The 17,521-nt window shown below is 70.6% G+C and carries 9 protein-coding genes; all 9 read left to right on the top strand.

The genetic code is table 11. From position 1 onward, the window contains the following. The first annotated feature begins 126 nt into the window (after nt 1-126). From ACWGJP_RS03835 to ACWGJP_RS03795, 9 genes are read left to right on the top strand one after another with little or no spacing between them, the layout of a single operon-like run. Nucleotides 127-6,210, top strand: coding sequence for an Ig-like domain-containing protein (locus tag ACWGJP_RS03835; protein ID WP_452328423.1), 6,084 nt, complete (start codon nt 127-129; stop codon nt 6,208-6,210). Between the two features lie 40 nt (nt 6,211-6,250). After that, the gene (locus tag ACWGJP_RS03830) at nt 6,251-7,222 is read left to right on the top strand and encodes an AAA family ATPase (protein WP_452328422.1); all 972 of its coding nucleotides are present in this window, start codon (nt 6,251-6,253) and stop codon (nt 7,220-7,222) included. Continuing rightward, the gene (locus tag ACWGJP_RS03825; protein WP_452328421.1) at nt 7,222-8,484 is read left to right on the top strand and encodes a DUF58 domain-containing protein; all 1,263 of its coding nucleotides are present in this window, start codon (nt 7,222-7,224) and stop codon (nt 8,482-8,484) included. Before ACWGJP_RS03830 ends, ACWGJP_RS03825 begins: the two co-directional genes overlap by 1 nt. Beyond that, entirely contained in the window at nt 8,481-10,877 is a 2,397-nt protein-coding gene (locus ACWGJP_RS03820; RefSeq protein ID WP_452328420.1) for a transglutaminase-like domain-containing protein, read from the top strand. Before ACWGJP_RS03825 ends, ACWGJP_RS03820 begins: the two co-directional genes overlap by 4 nt. Then, entirely contained in the window at nt 10,874-12,226 is a 1,353-nt protein-coding gene (locus tag ACWGJP_RS03815; RefSeq protein ID WP_452328419.1) for an RDD family protein, read from the top strand. Before ACWGJP_RS03820 ends, ACWGJP_RS03815 begins: the two co-directional genes overlap by 4 nt. 8 nt (nt 12,227-12,234) lie before the next feature. Then, entirely contained in the window at nt 12,235-13,038 is an 804-nt protein-coding gene (locus tag ACWGJP_RS03810; protein ID WP_452328418.1) for a PP2C family protein-serine/threonine phosphatase, read from the top strand. Then, entirely contained in the window at nt 13,038-14,357 is a 1,320-nt protein-coding gene (locus tag ACWGJP_RS03805) for an FHA domain-containing protein (protein WP_452328417.1), read from the top strand. Before ACWGJP_RS03810 ends, ACWGJP_RS03805 begins: the two co-directional genes overlap by 1 nt. After that, entirely contained in the window at nt 14,354-16,003 is a 1,650-nt protein-coding gene (locus ACWGJP_RS03800) for a serine/threonine-protein kinase (protein ID WP_452328416.1), read from the top strand. Before ACWGJP_RS03805 ends, ACWGJP_RS03800 begins: the two co-directional genes overlap by 4 nt. After that, entirely contained in the window at nt 16,000-17,502 is a 1,503-nt protein-coding gene (locus ACWGJP_RS03795; protein WP_452328415.1) for an RDD family protein, read from the top strand. The genes ACWGJP_RS03800 and ACWGJP_RS03795 overlap by 4 nt, the downstream gene beginning before the upstream one ends. Nucleotides 17,503-17,521: the final 19 nt, after the last annotated feature.

The raw sequence follows: 17,521 nt of genomic DNA, 5'->3' as shown, positions 1-17,521 counted from the left end.
GGTGGGGACATCTCCCCATCTCGCGCGTGTCGCGCGGCCGGTTAGGATGTCTCGGTGGGAGGCGTGCCTTTGGCGTGGCTCCACATGGACGAGGACCACGATCATCGACCCAGGGGGGAACCGGGGATGAAGGCGCTGAGCTGGGTACGAGCGCGACCCAAGACGCTGGCATCGGCGGCCGCTGTGACAGCCGGCCTTCTGACGATCACCACGCTCGCCTTCGCCTACGAGGGCAACCCGACCACCGAGGTGGACCTCAACGACGGCGGCGTCTGGATCACCAAGTCGTCGAGCCTGCTCGTCGGCCACTTCAACAACGAGTCGACCGTCCTCGACGGCGGTCTGCGCACGAGCGCCGAGAACTTCGACATCCTCCAGGACGAGTCGACGATCGTCGTCGTCAACAAGGAGGAGTCCACGGTCGGCCTGGTCGACCCCGCGCGCGTGTCGCTCGGCGACAGCACGGCCGTCCCCGGTGCCGCCAAGGTCGCGCTCGGCGACAAGACGGCGGCCATCCTCGACACCGCATCCGGGTACCTCTGGGTGAAGTCCGTCCAGTCGCTGGCCGGATTCGAGTACGCCGGCGCCGATCCGACGGCCGAGCTGGGTCGCGGTGCGGATGTGACCGTCGCCGCGGACGGCACGGTCTTCGCCGTCTCCGCTGAGCGCTCAGAGGTCGTCACCATTCCCGTCGACACGCAGGGCGATCCGCTCGAGGCGTCGACGGCCTCCATCGACGGGGTGGAGGCGAGCAGCTCGCCCACCATCACCGCGGTCGGCACGACGCCCGTCGTCCTCGACCCCGCACAGGGCGTCGTGACGACCCCTGGCGGGTTCCGCACCGAGATCGACGGCGCCGACACGGCCGTGCTGCAGCAGGCGTCCGCCGACGCGGATGCCGTCACCGTCGCCACCTCGTCCGCGCTGCTGAGCGTGCCGCTCGACGGCTCCGAGGTCGTCGCGACCGAGGCAGGTGCCGAGGGTTCGGCCGCCGCGCCGGTCTCGCTGCTCGGATGCGCGTACGGGGCGTGGTCGGGCTCGGGGATGTTCGTCCGCGACTGCGCCACCGACTCGAACGACCTCGTCAAGAGCATCCCCGACGTCGCACCGGGGGCGAACCTCACCTTCCGCGTTAACCGCGACGTCATCGTCCTCAACGACGTCGTCGGCGGCGCCGCGTGGCTGGCGACCGAAAGCCTGCAGCAGGTCGACAACTGGAACGACATCACCCCTCCCGAGGGTGAGACCGAGGAGGAGGAGGACACCACCGAGGAGACGGTGGAGACCTCGCTCCCCGAGCGCAGCGAGCAGAACACCGTGCCGATCGCCGAGGACGACGAGTTCGGTGTGCGTCCGGGCGGCACGACCTACCTGCCCGTCCTCGACAACGACACAGACGCCGACGGCGACGTGCTGGTGGCCTCCCTCTCCAGCAAGCAGCCCTCGATCGGCGATGTGCAGCCGATCAACAACGGCAGCGCTCTGCAGATCGCCGTCGACGAGGATGCCTCGGGAACCGCGACCTTCGAGTACGAGGTCGACGACGGCCGGGGCGGCAAGGACACCGCGACCGTGGTCGTCGAGGTGCACGATCTCAGCGTCAACGGCGCTCCGGAGGCCAAGCGCAAGAGCACGCTCGCCGTGGAGACCGGCGGCACGATCTCGTACAACGTCCTGCCCGACTGGATCGACCCTGACGGCGACGACGTCTACCTCCGCGATGTCGTGGCCGCGCCCGGCGACGAGGTCGACTTCACGACCGACGGCCAGATCACCTACCGTGCCGTCGCGAGCGCCCCCGGCCGCTACGAGGTGCAGGTCACGGTGGCCGATGCGCTGGGCGAGATCGCGAGCGGTGTCATCCAGCTCGATGTCCGCCCCACCGGCTCCACGCTGCCGAAGACCAACGCGGATCACGTCGTGACCAAGGTCGGCCAGCAGGTCACGGTCGCCCCGACGGCGAACGACACGAGCTCGAGCCGCGAGCAGCTTCGCCTCAACAGGGTGGACACGGTCGACGGCGCGACCATCGTGCCGGACTATCCGAACAAGACCTTCACGTTCAAGGCCGAGTCGAAGGGCGTCTACTACGTCCAGTACCTCGTGACGGCCGGCGTGCCGTCGGCGACGGGCATCGTCCGCATCGATGTCGAGGAGGAGTCCGAGGAGGACCTTCCGCCGATCGCGGTGCGCGACGTCGCCCTGCTGCCCACGGGCGGCGAGGTCCTCGTCGGCGTGCTCAACAACGACACCGATCCCGCCGGTGGCATCCTCGTCGTGCAGTCCGTGACGGTCGAGCCGGGCAGCGGCGTCTCGGTGTCCGTGCTCAACCACGAGACGCTGCGCATCGGCGATCAGGGCGGCATCTCCGGGCAGGTGCGCATCTCGTACCGCATCTCGAACGGGTCCAAGACCGCGGAGGGCGACGTCGTCGTCATCCCGATCCCTGCACCGGACAAACTCCTGCCGCCGGTCGCGAACGATGACACGGTCGTCGTCCGCGCGGGCGACGTCGTCACGATCCCCGTGCTCGACAACGACACGCATCCGAACGACGCGGCGATGCACGTCGCTCCCGAGCTCATCGAGCCGTTCATCGACCCGGAGGACGGCGAGGCCTTCGTCTCGCAGGACTCGGTCCGCTTCCGTGCGGGGCCTGAGGCAAAGACCGTGTACGCGACGTACAACGTGGTCGACGAGAACGGTCAGATGGATGCCGGATACATCACCATCCAGATTCTCGCCGTCGATGAGGAGCGCAACGCCGCACCGAGGCCGAGGGACGTCACGGCGCGCACGATCAGCGGAGCGACGGCGAACATCGCGATCCCGCTCGACGGCATCGACGCCGACGGCGACTCGGTCGAGCTGCTCGGGCTGGACTCCAACCCGAGCATGGGTCAGGTGACGGTCGAGCAGAACTATCTCGTCTACCAGGCGTTCGAGGATGCCGCTGGCGTCGACACGTTCAGCTACAAGGTCCGTGACAACCTCGGCAAGGAGGGCACCGCGACGGTCCGCGTGGGCGTAGCCCCCGGCGAGGAGGCGAACCAGAGCCCGTACGCGGTGAAGGACTCCGTGGTCGTGCGGCCTGGCCGCGAGGTCGCTGTCCCCGTGCTGCTCAACGACTCCGACCCTGAGGGCGGGGAGGTCGTGCTCGTCGAGGGCGGCGTCACCGTCCCTGAGGGCGTGGCTGGGCTCGACGCCCGCGTCTCGGGCGACCGCGTGCTCGTGCAGGCGCCGGACTTCCCGGTGGAGACGTCGGTGCAGTACACGATCGTCGACGACCGAGGAGCCGAGGCGAAGGCCGTCATCCAGATCACCGTGGACGAGGACGTGCCGCTGCTGTACCCGATCGCCAGGGACGACAGGGTGAAGTCCGAGGACGTCAAGGACGAGCTGACCGTCGACGTCGACGTCCTCGCGAACGACGAGGACCCGGACGGGACGACCGAGTCGCTGGCTCTGGAGAGCGAGCCGGGCGGCGAGGTGCTCGAGAACGGCAAGGTGCGCGTCACGATCGGAGAAGAGCGTCAGCTCATCCGCTACACGATCACCGACCAGGACGAGCAGTCGACGTCGTCGTTCATCTTCGTCCCCGCGCTGCAGGACCTGCGACCGGTGGTCGACTCCACGAAGGGCATCGAGGTCGTCAGCGGCGAGACCATCGAGGTCCCCCTCGCCGACTACGTCACCGTGGCAGGCGGCGGTTCGGTCGTGATCACGGAGGCCGAGAAGGTGAGCGCCGCGCACGCGAACGGCGACAACCTCATCAAGGATGAGCGCACGCTCGTCTACACCTCGGCCGAGGGGTACTTCGGATCGGACGCCCTGAACTTCGAGGTGACCGACGGCACGGGCCCCGACGACCCCGAAGGACGCAAGGCGACGCTGTCGATCCCCGTCACGGTGCTGCCGCCGGAGAACCAGCAGCCGACCTTCATCCGCGGCCAGCTGAACGTCGCGCCCGGTGAGGCGCCGGCATCCATCGATCTCGCCGAGCTGACGGACGACCCGGACCCCGAGGACCAGGGCAAGCACACCTTCACCTACGTCAGCGGGACGACCGACGGCCTGAGCGCGCGCGTCGAGGGCACCGAGCTGCTCGTCGAGGCCGCGTCGAACACGCCCAAGGGCACCGCGGCATCCATCGTCGTCCGCATCTCCGACGGCGAGACCGAGCCCATCGAGGGCACCGTCGACGTCACGGTGACGGCATCCACGCGCGAGCTGCCGACGGCCAACACCGACACGATCGACGAGGCGAACCAGGGCGAGACGATCACCGTCGACGTGCTCGCGAACGACGTGAACCCGTTCGTCGGCGAGGGCGAGCTGACCCTGCTCAGCGCGACGAGGGAGAGCGGCGACGGTCAGGCCAAGGTCGTCGGCGACCGTGTCGAGGTGACGCCGGCCGCGACGTTCGTCGGCACCATGAACATTCGCTACCGGATCGGCGACATGACCGAGGACCCCGACCGCGAGGTCGACGGGACCATCGTCGTCACTGTGCAGGGCAAGCCGGATGCTCCCGGCGTGCCGACGGTCTCGAGCGTGCAGGACCGTACCGTGGTGCTGTCCTGGTCGCCGCCGGCGAACAACGGCGCCGAGATCACCGGCTACACGGTGCGCTCCGTGCAGGGCGACCCGTACACCAAGCAGTGCTCGTCGACCACGTGCACGCTGGACGGCCTGACGAACAACGTCAAGTACCTCTTCCAGGTCACCGCGACCAACCGCGTCGGCGAGTCCGACCCGTCGCCGTCCTCGGCGGAGGCGCGTCCTGACGCGCGTCCTGACACGCCGGCCGCTCCAGTTCTGACCTTCGGCGACAAGGAGCTGAAGATCGACTGGACGACGCCGACGACACCAGGCTCGCCGGTGGAGTACTACACGATCGTCCTCTCCGGTGGTGTGGGCTCCGGCACGAAGACGAACATCACGGGCAACACGTACACCTGGACAGGCCTGGAGAACGGCACCTCGTACACGGCGACGATCCAAGCGCACAACCTCGCGCCCGAGCCGTCGACGATGAGCCAGCCCTCACTGCCCGAGATCCCCGCGGGCCCGCCGGCGCAGCCGGCACCACCGACGACTGCGGAGATGCAGGCTGTGCCGCCTCGCGCGCAGATGATGGTGAGCTGGGTCGCGCCGAACGATAACGGCGACGCGATCGACGGCTACCAGCTCGAGGTGTACAACGGGTCGACCCGTGTGCAGACGATCAACGTCGCGGCCGGCAGCACCTCGCAGGCGGTCGTCGTCGACACCTCGACGACGGCGTACACCTACAAGGTGCGTGCGCAGAACAAGGCCGACTGGGGTGCGTGGAGCGATGCCTCGGCGCCCCGCCGAGGCGTCATCAAGCCGGACACCCCGCCACGCCCTACGGCGACGACGGGTGACGGGTGGATCAAGCTGTCCGGGTACCAGCTCAGCGCCTCGCAGCTCAACGGCGCATCGGCCGGGGAGACGAGCTACCAGTTCAACCTCAACAAGGGCGGCGGCTGGCAGAGCAACTGGGATGGCACGACCATCTCGGGAGTCAGTAACGGGCAGTCGTACTCGGTGAGCGTGCGTGCGGTCGCGACGGTCGACGGCAAGCAGTACATCTCCGACGGGTCCGCGGGCTCGAACTCCGTGACGCCGTACGGCATCCCGCCGGCACCGAACGTCAGCGCCCAGAACAACGGCCAGTCGATCACGTTCTCGTGGAGCGGGAACGGCAACAACGGTGCTGCGCTCGATCAGGCGCGGATCAGCGTCAACGGCGGCGGCTGGCAGAGCGTGAACGTCAACGGCTCGACGACGGTCGGCAACGGTTACGGCCAGTCCCACTCGATCCGGGTCCAGGTGCACAACGCCGCCGGATGGTCCAGCGACGGCACGGCATCCCGATCGACGAGTGCTCCGCCGCAGCCCCGCGTCTGGGTGACGCAGGGCGACCTCGCCGGAAGCTGCGTGAACGGCTGCGCCAAGTTCGTCGTGCACTGGGAGAACCTGAACATCGGCAACCAGACCGTGAAGTGCTACTCCAGCGCCTACCCCAACGGTGTGAGCAACTACACCTACAGCGTCAACTTCAACGGCAACGGCTCGGCGCAGATCGGCTGCTACCTGGGCCGCGACGGCATCGAGGCCTGGGTCGACATCCTCGGCTGGGGCGGCGGCGCCGACACTGAGAAATCGTGGTGGCCGAGACCGTAGTCGGCCCCGTCCCTTTCAGAATCAAGAGAGATCAACAGACATGACGATGACCCCCGAACAGGCCGCCTGGTTCCAGGGCACCTTCTCCCGCCTCGTCGACAACGTCGACAAGGCCCTGCAGGGCAAGCGCGAGATCGTGAGCCTGGTGCTCGCGGCGATGCTCGCCGAGGGACACGTGCTGCTGGAGGACGCCCCGGGAACGGGCAAGACCAGCCTCGCGAAGGCGCTGGCGGCCACGGTGCAGGGGACGAGCGCGCGCATCCAGTTCACGCCCGACCTCCTGCCCTCCGACGTCACCGGCGTGACTATCTACGACCAGCAGGCGCACCGCTTCGAGTTCCACAAGGGGCCGATCTTCGCGTCGATCGTGCTGGCCGACGAGATCAACCGCGCCTCGCCGAAGACGCAGTCCGCGCTGCTGGAGGTCATGGAGGAGTCCCGCGTCACGGTCGACGGCGTCACGCACGAGACAGGGCGCCCCTTCCTCGTCATCGCTACGCAGAACCCCGTCGAGCAGGCGGGAACGTACAAGCTGCCGGAGGCGCAGCTCGACCGCTTCCTCATCAAGACCTCGATCGGATACCCCGACCTCGCGGTCACCGAGAGCATCCTGGCCGGTGCGTCCGACCGCAACCCTTCCTCGAGCCTCTCGGCGATCATCACCACCGGTGCCGTCGCCGACATGGCCGATCTCGCCGCGTCGACCCACGTCGAGCCCGCGGTGCTGCGCTACGTCGCCGAGCTCGCCGAGGCGACCCGCAACGACCAGGGCGTGCGCCTCGGCGTCTCGGTGCGTGGCGCGATCGCCATGGTGCGCATCGCGAAGGTATGGGCGGCCGCGCAGGGCCGTCACTACGTCCTTCCCGACGACATCAAGACCCTCGTGCGCCCCGCGTGGCAGCACCGTCTGCTCCTGGATGCCGAGGCGGAGTTCGCCGGCACCACGGCGGACACCGTCATCTCCCGCGTGCTCGACGCGGTCGCTGCGCCCCAGGCGCGATCGGCGGCGTGATGAGCTCGGAGACCGTTCCGGCCTCGGCGCAGACGATCGCTCGCGAAGCCGGCTGGCGTGACATCGCGATGGTCGTCGGCTCCCGGCTCGGGATGCGTCTCCGGCTGATCGCATCAGCCATCCGCCCGCTGGCGTGGGTGCTCATCGGCGCGAGCGTGGGGCTGTGGATCGTCGGCCAGGCGCTCGGCTGGTGGGAGCTGACCGTCGCAGCCGTGGTCATCGCCATCACGGTCGTCCTGTGCGCGCTGTTCCTCATCGGGCGCACCGCCTATGACGTCTCGCTCGACCTCGCCCGTACGCGGGTCGTCGTCGGTGAGCGCGCCGTCGGCGCCCTCACGCTCAAGAACAGCAGCGGCAGGGCGATCCTGCCCTCGCGCGTCGTGCTGCCGGTCGGCTCTGGCCGTGGAGAGTTCGGCATCCAGCGTCTCGCGCCGGGGGAGCAGGCCGAGGAGCTCTTCGCCATCCCGACTCAGAAGCGCAGCGTGGTGAAGGTCGGCCCTGTCAGCGTCGTCCGAGGCGACCCGCTCGGCCTCTTCGAGCGCGCCCACCGGCGGGACGAACCCGTCGACCTCTACGTGCATCCGAAGACCGTCCTGTTCGACGGCCAGTCGCTCGGCTTCCTCCGCGACCTCGAGGGGATGCCGGCCGCCGACCTCTCCCGCGACGACGTGTCCTTCCATGCGCTGCTGGAGTACCAGCCGGGCGACGACCTGCGCCACGTGCACTGGCGTTCGACCGCACGGACGGGCGTGATGATGGTCCGGCAGTTCGAGGAGACCCGCCGTTCGCACTTCGTCATCGGTCTCTCGCTGAACTCCGCCGAGTACGCCGAGCCGGAGGAGTTCGAGCGCGCCGTCTCCGTCGCCGGATCCGTCGGCCTGCGAGCGCTCAGGGACTCCCAGCGCGTCGACCTGCGCGTGCAGGGACGAGAGCTGCCCGCCGGCACGGGCAAGCAGCTGCTCGACTCTCTCGCGACGGTCGAGGTGTCCAAGCCCCGTGAGGGCGGCATCGACGAGCTCGCCGGTGTTCTCTCGGCGACGATGGCCCTTGCGAGCTTCGTCGTGCTCGTCACGGGTGCCAAGGCGTCCTCGGAGGACCTCCGCGCCGCATGCGCCAGGGTGCCGTTCGGCGCGCGCGTGCTGGCCGTCGTCGTGGACCTCCGCGCCGAGACGCCGACGCTGCGCCGTATCGCTGAGGCGGATGTCGTGACCGTCGGCTCTCTCGAGCAGCTTCCCATCGCACTGCAGAAGGTGCTCGCATGACCACCGCCGCCACCGCCGCTCCCGCCCCCATCGGCATCCGCCGGTGGGTGCTCGACCTCACGGCATCCGCGCTGCTGCTCGCCGTCGCCGCCGCCGGGTTCTGGCCGTCCTTCGCGGGCCCGAGCTATCTCGGCGCCGCGATCGGCGCGATCCTGCTCGGCCTCGCCGTCGCCGGCGTGTGCGCCTGGCGTCGATGGGGCGTGCTCGTCATCGCCGGGCTCACCATCGCGGTCTACTTCGTCTTCGGCGGGGCGCTCGCACTGCCGCACACGACCCTCGCCGGGGTCATCCCGACGATCGACACCCTGCAGTGGCTCGCCGTCGGCACGGTGACGTCGTGGAAGCAGATGCTCACCACGGTGGCCCCGGTCGCCGCTGCCGACGGTCATCTGCTCGTCCCCTTCCTCCTGCTCCTCGTCGCGGGCGTCGTCACCGGATCACTCGCCCTGCGGCTCTCGCACGCGGGCTGGGCGCTCATCCCGGCCGGTGCCGCGCTCATGCTCACGATCGCGCTGGGCGTCCCGACGCCCGCCGTACCAGTGGTCCAGGGGCTCGTCTTCGCCCTCGTGAGCATCGGCTGGCTCTCGCTGCGTCAGCTCTGGGCCCCGCAGAACGCCGCGGTCTCGGTCGGCGAGGTCGATCCGACGCGGGCCGCGCACATGCGCTGGCGTCGCATCGGCGCCGGAGCCGCCGTGCTCGTCGTCGCGGCCGGGGCCGGCGTCGCCACCAGTGCGGTCGCGGACCCGGCGAGCCCGCGGCTCGTGTTCCGCGACACGATCATCCCGCCGTTCAACATCCGCGAGTACCCGAGCCCGCTGCAGTCGTACCGGAAGTACATCCGCGACGACCGCGACGACACCCTCTTCACGGTGAAGGGCCTGCCGGAGGGCGCGCGCATGCGCCTGGCGGCCATGGACGACTTCGACGGGCAGGTCTACAACGTCTCGGACGACGGCGCAGGCTCCTCCGGGGCCTTCTCGCCGCTGCGCGGGAACATGTCCGCCGAGGCGGAGGGGGTGGCCGCCACCCTGCAGGTGGAGATCGGCGAGTACTCCGGCGAATGGATCCCCACGGCCGGCCGCGTGCGCGAGCTCGCTTATGAGGGGAGCAGCGCCGAGGAGCTGCGGCGATCGACGTACTACAACGAGGGCAGCGGCACCGGCGTCTCGACCGTGCCCCTGGCCGACGGCGACGCGTACACCCTCGACGTCGTGCTCCCCGAGGATCTCGAGGACGAGCAGCTCTCCGACGCTGACTTCGCCGCGGTGGAGCTGCCCAAGCAGTCGAACGTGCCGGACGAGCTCGCCTCGATCGCCGCCGAGACGGTCAAGGATGCCGAGACCCCGATCGAGCAGGTTAGGGCGCTGGAGGTGTTCCTCGCCGAGGGCGGGTTCTTCAGCCACGGTCTGGAGGGCGAGGTCATCTCGCGCGCCGGGCACACCTCGGAGCGCATCACGACCCTCCTGGGCGGCGAGCAGATGATCGGCGATGACGAGCAGTACGCCGTCGCCATGACGCTCCTGGCCCGTGAGCTCGACATCCCCGCGCGCGTCGTGATGGGCTTCTACCCCGACGAGGAGGATGCCGCATCGGCGACCTTCGCCGCGACGGGCGACGACCTGCACGCCTGGGTCGAGGTCGACTTCGCCGGCTTCGGATGGGTCGCCTTCGACCCGACCCCGCCGGAGGACAAGGTCCCCAACGACCAGAACACCAAGCCTCGCTCCGAGCCCAAGCCGCAGGTGCTGCAGCCGCCGCCCCCGCCGCAGGAGCCGGTCGATCTGCCGCCGACGCTGCCGGACGACCGCGAGGCGGAGGACGAGGACTTCAACCTCGCCGGTCTCATCGGCACGATCCTCGCCATCGGCGGCCTCACGCTGGGCGTGCTGGCGCTCCTGGCATCCCCGTTCATCGTGATCGGCGCGTGGAAGGCGGCGAAGCGCCGCGCGCGGCGCACCGCGGAGCGGACCTCGGACCGGATCAGCGGAGGCTGGGACGAGCTGACTGACCGCGCCGTGGACTACGGTGCGCGCATCGCGCCCGGCGGCACGAGGACGGAAGAGGCCGGTCAGGTCGCGGAGGCTCTCACGGTGCCGGCGGTCACGGTGCTGGCCCGCCGCGCCGATGCGGACGTCTTCGGCCCAGGCGAGCCGACCGCCGAGCAGGTCGATGCGTTCTGGGCGGAGGTCGACGGCATCGTCGGCGGCCTCGGCAAGGATGCCGGGTTCTTCAAGCGCCTGAAGGCGCGTCTGAACCTGCGCTCCGTGCTGGGAGGCTCCGGCCTCTCCTCCCGCTTCGCCGGTCTGAAGGACGCCGCAGCCGCGCGGATCCGGCGAGAACCTGGCACGATCGACAAGAGCACATCCCCCACCTCGGAGAGCGAGAGCGCATGACGACGGTTCCCTTCGGGCAGATCGCCCCGATCCAGCGGCGCGCGGTGGCCTATCTCCTCGATGCGCTCATCGCGGCAGGGCTGGGCATCGTGCTCGGCGGCATCCTCATCGGCGTCGCCTTCGCGAGCGGAAGCGTGGAGTCGATGCTCTCCATCCTCGTGCTGGGGTCGCCGCTGGTCTCGCTCGCGCTGCTCGCCTGGATGCTGGTCTACACGTTCATGCAGTCGAAGACGGGTTCCATCGGCATGCGCGCCCAGGGCGTGCGACTGGTGGATGCCCAGACGGGGCAGCCCATCGGATTCGGGCGTGCGCTGCTGCGCAACATCGTCTTCGGGCTCGCGGGCTCGATCGTGGTGGGTTACTTCTCGCCGCTGTTCGACGGCTCCGGCAGGTTCCAGGGATGGCATGACAAGGCCACCCGATCGCTCCTCCTCGACGCCCGAGGTGCGGGGGCTCCGGCGACCACAGCGATGCCCGTCGTCAACGGCATCGGCGCGGCTCCTGCCGTCCCTGCCGCCCCGGTGACTGCTCCGCCGCTGCCGGCCGGCGCTCCGGCGCCGATCATGCCCGGCTACGCCGCCCCGGCGCCGGCTCCTGCTCATCCGGTCGGCCCGCCTGTCCCCCCGGCACCCGCACCCGTTGCGCCAGCGGTTCCCGCGCCCCCCGCCCCGGTCGATATGGATCAGACCATCGTGCCGCCGCGCCCGCCGGCACCGGTCACCGCGCCTCCGGCGCCGCCGGCGGGAGACGGGGTCATCGCGTTCGTCCCCGGTGTGACGCTCGACGGCCCGCCGCCGCGCGACCCCGCACCCGCCGGACCGCCCGCTCCCGCAGCCCCGCCTGCGCCCGCAGCCGTGCCGGCACCCGAGCCCGCAGCCGCGCCCGTAGTCCCGCCCGCACCGGAACCCGCGACGCCACCTGCACCCGCGCCGGTCGTGGCTCCGGCGCCTGCCCCCACCGAGGCGGCGCCGTCCTTCACCACCCCGGACGACGGCGACATCGAGCAGACCAGGATCAGCGTCCCCGGTCATCGGCTGGTGTTCATCTGGGATGACGGCACGCGCGTGTCTGTCTCGCGGCGCACCGTCTTCGGGCGCAATCCCGCAGCGGAGGACGGCGCCGTGGTCGTTCCGGTGCGCGACGAGACGCTCTCGCTCTCCAAGACGCATTTCGAGGCGGCATCCGAGGCGGCAGGCGGCTGGCTCATCGACCGCGGGTCGACGAACGGCACGACGATCATCCGTGACGGCGCCTCCATCCCCTGCCCGCCCGGACAGCGCGTGACGATCCGGCTCGGCGACGTCATCGCCATCGGCGACCGCGTCGTGACCGTCGGAGGCTACGAATGATGCCCTCGATGATCGTCTCGACCGGGTCCGCGACGCACCCCGGAACCCGTCGCCCGTTGAACGAGGACTCCCTCCTCGCGAGCTCGCCGGTCTTCCTCGTCGCCGACGGCATGGGCGGGCACGAGGCGGGCGAGCGCGCCAGCGCGGTCGTCGTCGAGGAGTTCGCGCGCTTCATCGGTCGCCCCTCCCTCGTGCTGGACGATGTGCGCTCCGCGCTGGCCAGCGCCAGGGATGCCGTCGACGCGCTGTCGACGACGGGCAACGGGCGTGCGGGAACGACCGTGAGTGGCGTCGTCATCGCCGCCGTGGACGGGATGGGGTACTGGCTCGCGCTCAACATCGGCGACTCGAGGACGTACCGTCTCGCCGGCGGTGAGCTCGAGCAGATCAGCGTCGACCACTCCGTCGTCCAGGAGCTCATCGAGGCCGGTGAGCTCTCGCCGGAGGACGCGGCCACCGATCACCGCCGCAACATCATCACCCGGGCCGTCGGGGCTGGCAGCACCGGCGAGGCCGACTACTGGATGTTTCCCGCCGAGCTCGGCGACCGCATGCTGATCTGCTCGGACGGGCTGTCCTCCGAGCTGTCGGACGAGCGCATCCGGGAAGTGCTCGTCACCGAACCCGATCCGCAGACCGCGGCCGACCTCCTCGTGGACGAGGCCGTGCGCGCCGGTGGCCGTGACAACATCACCGTGGTCGTCGCCGATGCGGTGCTCGTCGCATCGAAGCCAGGCCGACCGATGCAGGCGGACGATGATCTGGACGCCGACACGCGCCCGAGGGAAGAAGTCGCAGGAGGGATGCGCTGATGCAGTCCAACTATCGCCCGGGGGAGTGGAACCTGATCGTGGTTCCCGGCGCTCTCGTGGCCCTGTCGCCCGAGGCATCCGACGTTCTCGTGGCGAGGCTGTGGGAGCGTCTCGCCGCCGATCGCACGCTGGCCGTGATCGTGGACGCGCTCACCGACGCGGCCGGTGGGTCGTTCGCCGCGATGCCGCCCTTCGCCGCTGTCGTGCTCGAGGGCGATCACGCGCGAGTCGCCCTGCGTGGAGACGTGCGCGCACGCGTGACGGCCGCCGACGGCGCGCAGACGCTGTCCGGGGCGAATGTCACGACCTGGAGCGAGCACTTCGTTCCCGGCGTCTCGCGGGTCGGCCTGTACCTGCAGGAAGCGCCGGGCGCCGTCACGCTGCCGGTGCTCGGCGGAATCGTGCGTGCGGCCGAGGCCGTGGTCGACATCGAGCCGGGCGATGCGGACGGCGTCCCCGCGGCGTCGGCAGCGGCGGGCCGGGCGGTGGATGAGCCCGCGCTCGCCGCAGAGCCTGCGTCTGTCGTCGAGCCCGCTCCGGTGGTCGCTCCCGCTCCCGAGGTCATCCCTCCCATCGCCGTGGTTGACGCGGACGTGGCATCAGAACCGGAGCCTGAGCCGGAGTCCGAACCGGAGCCGGAGCCGGAGCCGCAGCCGGAGCCCGAGCCGGAGTCGCAGCCGGAGCCGGAACCCGAGCCCGAGCCGGCGGTCGAGCCCGAGCCCGCGGAGTCGCCCGTGAGCGACCAGACGCTCATCCCGAGCGACCACACGATCGATGCGGATCTCGACGAGTTCCAGCAGCTCTTCGGCGACACCGTCCATGTCGTGCCGCCCGCACCGCCCGCGGTCATCGGCGATCACGACGGCGCGACCGTCTCGGTCGCCGAGGCGCGCGCGCTCCGCGGTGAGCTCCCGCCGCCTCCGCCGCCCGCCGCGGCGCCGGATGCGCCGACGGCGCTGATCCCGACCTCCGGCTCCGCGCTGGGCCGCGTTCGCGTCTCGACCGGACAGGTCGTCGCTCTGGACAGGACCGTCGTGATCGGCCGGCGCCCGCGGGCGCCACGCGCATCAGGGGCGAGCCTTCCTCACCTCATCGCCGTCGAGAGCCCCCAGCAGGACATCTCCCGCAGCCATCTCGAGATCCGTCCCGAGAGCGACACGGTGGTCGTCGTCGACCTGCACACGACGAACGGATCCACTCTGCTCCGCCCTGGGAACGAGCCCGTGCGCCTTCACCCCGGCGAGGCGACGCTCGTGCTCACCGGAGACGTGGTCGACCTCGGTGACGGCGTCACGGTCGCCTTCGAGGATCTGCCGTGAGCCGACCCCCCTCCGCTCCTCCGGAGCTGCACGGCTTCACGTACGTGGAACCGCTCGGCGCGGGCGGTTTCGCGGACGTCTTCCTCTACGAGCAGCAGCTTCCCAAGCGCCGCGTCGCCGTGAAGGTGCTGCTCGCCGACCGCATCTCGAGCGGAGCGGCGCAGGAGTTCACCGACGAGGCCAACGTCATGGCGATGCTGTCGACGCATCCGGCCATCGTGACGATCTATCAGGCCGGCGTCGCCGCGGACGGGCGTCCGTACCTGGTGATGGAGTACTGCCCGCGTCCGAACCTTCAGCTGCGCGCGCGCAAGGAGCCGTTCTCGGTCGCCGAGGCCCTCCGTGTCGGCATCCAGGTCGCGGGCGCGGTCGAGACCGCGCATCGTGCGGGGGTCCTGCACCGCGACATCAAGCCGGCGAACATCCTCGTCACCGAGTACAACCGGCCGGCGCTGACGGACTTCGGCATCGCCTCGACGTCGGCGGCGATCACGGAGGCGACGGGGATGTCGATCCCGTGGTCACCGCCCGAGTCGTTCGGCGACCCGCCTCAGAGCGGCACCTGGTCGGATGTCTGGGCGTTGGGCGCCACCCTCTTCACCCTGCTGGTCGGGCGCACCCCGTTCGAGCGACCGGGTGAGCGCAACTCCAGCGCGGACCTCATCGAGCGCATCGAGCGTTCCCCGCTCCCGGCGCTCGGACGTCCGGATGCTCCGGCCAGCCTGCAGCGCCTGCTCGAGCGGGCCATGGCGAAGAACCCGGCCGATCGCTTCCCCAGCGCTGTGGCGTTCGCGAGGGCGCTGCAGAAGATCCAGATCGAGCTCTCGCATTCGGTCACGCCGATCGACATCGTCGATGATCACCCGATCGAACAGCTGGAGGATGACGACGACGGCCTCACCAGGGTGCGCGAGGTCGTCAGCATCTCCCCGGATGCCGGCGCCACGCGTCCCTCCGCACTGACCCAGCCCTTCGCGCCGAGTTCCTTCGCACCCAGCCCCTTCGCGCCGGAGGCGCCCGTTGCATCCGCGGCGGCTCCTGCTGCGGCGCCGTCCCCTTCGCAGGCGGACGACACCGTCATGCGTCCCCCGACGGTCGTCTCGCCGACCGCTCCGGTCTCCTCCGCGGAGGAACGAACCCTGCTGCGCCCGCCCCGTGTGGTCGCGGCGCAGGCGCCCGCGCCGACTGCCCCCGCACCTCTCGCCGAGCCTGAGCCGCCGCGGCGCTCCGGACGAGTGTGGTGGATCGTGGGCGGCATCGTCGCGGCGATCGCGGTCGTCGCCGGAGGCGTGGTCGGCATCAACCTCCTCGCATCCGGCCTCAACGCCCAGCCGGAGCCGGTGGAGACGGAAGCCGTCGAACAGCCCCAGGACCCGTACTCCACCGCTGTGCCGGCGGTGGAGGAGCTCACCGGTGTGCGCGAGGGCGATCGGGTGACCTTCACATGGACGAACCCTGACGAGGAGGAGGGCGACGCGTACATCTGGGAGCAGGTGTCCCTCTCCGGCGAGGCCGTCAGTGAGCGGGTGACCGTGCCCACGGCGACGCTGACCGTCGACGGCGCCGGTGAGGTGTGCATCGACGTGGTGATCACCCGCTCGGACGGACGAGCATCAGAGCCGACGCGGGGGTGCGTCGGCGGATGATCTGGGAGATCCACGAGGAAGAACAGAAGATCGAGGGTCTGGATGCCGCAGGCAAGCCGGACCCGGCGTACGCCGCGGCACTGGGGCTCCTTCCCGCGCCGCTCGGGCGTCGCGCGCTCGCCGCGGTGTGCGACGGCGCGATCTGGCTGCTCCTGCAACTGCCCCTGTGGCTGGGAGCCGTCCCCCTCCTGCTGAAGCTCGCGAGCGGATCGATCTCGGCCTACGGGTTCCTCAACCACCCCGGATTCGTGCTGGCTGTCGTCATGGCCGCAGTCTCCGCAGGGCTGAGCCTGGTCTTCCTCATCGTCCAGCTCGTCCTGCACGGCCGCAAGGGCCTCACCATCGGCAAGGCGATCACCGGCATCCGCACGATCAACGTCCGAACGCTCGAGAAGCCGGGCGCGGGAGCCGTACTGCTGCGCTTCCTCATCCTCGGTGCCGCCGGCATCGTGCCGATCATCGGACAGGCGCTCTTCTTCATCTCGCCGATGTTCGATCTCGAGCGCCGAGGCCGCGGCTGGCACGATCAGGCGACGCGGGTCTGGCTCGTCGACATCCGCAAGGGCCTGCAGCCGTACGACGAGAAGCGGATGCGTGTCGCGCGCAAGGTCGTCATGGCCGACCCTGCACCGGAGCGGGCGGCGCTGCCGTCGCTGGCGACCCCGGTGGATCCCTCGGCGCAGCCCGCGTACCGCCCCGGCGGGCGGATCAGCGCGGGTGTGCTCGGGGTGGCCCGTCCGCACCGCCCTGACGAGCGTCCAGGGGGAGGTCTCGCGACCCCCGCGACGCAGGCAGCTCCGGTCTCCGCGGAGGAGGGCAAGCCCGTGCTCGGCGGATATCGCGGAGCGCAGGAGCTGCGAACGCCCGCCGCCCCTGCGCACCCCGTGGTGCCGACGCCGCCTGTCGTTCCCGCATCCCCGCCCTCCGTCGTTCCTGCGCCGCCCGTCGTGGAGGCGCAGCCTGCCGCCGCACCGCAACCTGCCCAGGCTCCTTTGCCGCAGCCAGCGCCCTCCCCTGCCGCGACGGCCGAACCACCGCAGCAGGCCCCCGATCCCGTACCGCAGCCGACGCCTGCACCGGCCGCAGTCCAGCCCGCGCCGCCCGCAGCCCAGCCCGCCTCCCCGGCCTCCGCCGGCCAGCCGCCGTTGACGCGCGCAGCGGCACGACAGGCCGCCCCGGCTGCCAGGTTCGGGCTCAGGCTCGACAACGGCGACAGCATCCTCATCTCGGAGCCCGTGGTGCTCGGTCGCAACCCGGACGCCGCGGAGGGTGCGCGGCCGATCGCGCTCGCCGACGACAGCAGGTCGCTGTCCAAGACGCATCTGCTCGTGCGTCCGGCCGCAGGGGGTCTCGAAGTGGTGGACTGCCGCTCGACGAACGGGTCGGGGCTGATCCGCGACGGCGTCGAGTACGCGCTCGCTGCCGGCACACCGGTGCTGACGACGGACGGCGACACCATCCGGATCGGCGACCGCACCGCGGCCGTGGTGCGGGTGTGATCTCGGGCGTGCGCACGAC

The organism is Microbacterium sp. NPDC055903, from assembly GCF_053615555.1.
The sequence above is the reverse complement of the archived record's forward strand: the minus strand, read 5'-3'. Positions and strand labels throughout refer to the sequence as shown.

What these genes read in the sequence shown, in the direction of transcription:
- ACWGJP_RS03835 (WP_452328423.1), top strand. Translation starts at nt 127, where the DNA reads ATGAAGGCGCTGAGCTGGGTACGAGCGCGACCCAAGACGCTGGCATCG.
- ACWGJP_RS03830 (WP_452328422.1), top strand. Translation starts at nt 6,251, where the DNA reads ATGACGATGACCCCCGAACAGGCCGCCTGGTTCCAGGGCACCTTCTCC.
- ACWGJP_RS03825 (WP_452328421.1), top strand. Translation starts at nt 7,222, where the DNA reads ATGAGCTCGGAGACCGTTCCGGCCTCGGCGCAGACGATCGCTCGCGAA.
- ACWGJP_RS03820 (WP_452328420.1), top strand. Translation starts at nt 8,481, where the DNA reads ATGACCACCGCCGCCACCGCCGCTCCCGCCCCCATCGGCATCCGCCGG.
- ACWGJP_RS03815 (WP_452328419.1), top strand. Translation starts at nt 10,874, where the DNA reads ATGACGACGGTTCCCTTCGGGCAGATCGCCCCGATCCAGCGGCGCGCG.
- ACWGJP_RS03810 (WP_452328418.1), top strand. Translation starts at nt 12,235, where the DNA reads ATGATCGTCTCGACCGGGTCCGCGACGCACCCCGGAACCCGTCGCCCG.
- ACWGJP_RS03805 (WP_452328417.1), top strand. Translation starts at nt 13,038, where the DNA reads ATGCAGTCCAACTATCGCCCGGGGGAGTGGAACCTGATCGTGGTTCCC.
- ACWGJP_RS03795 (WP_452328415.1), top strand. Translation starts at nt 16,000, where the DNA reads ATGATCTGGGAGATCCACGAGGAAGAACAGAAGATCGAGGGTCTGGAT.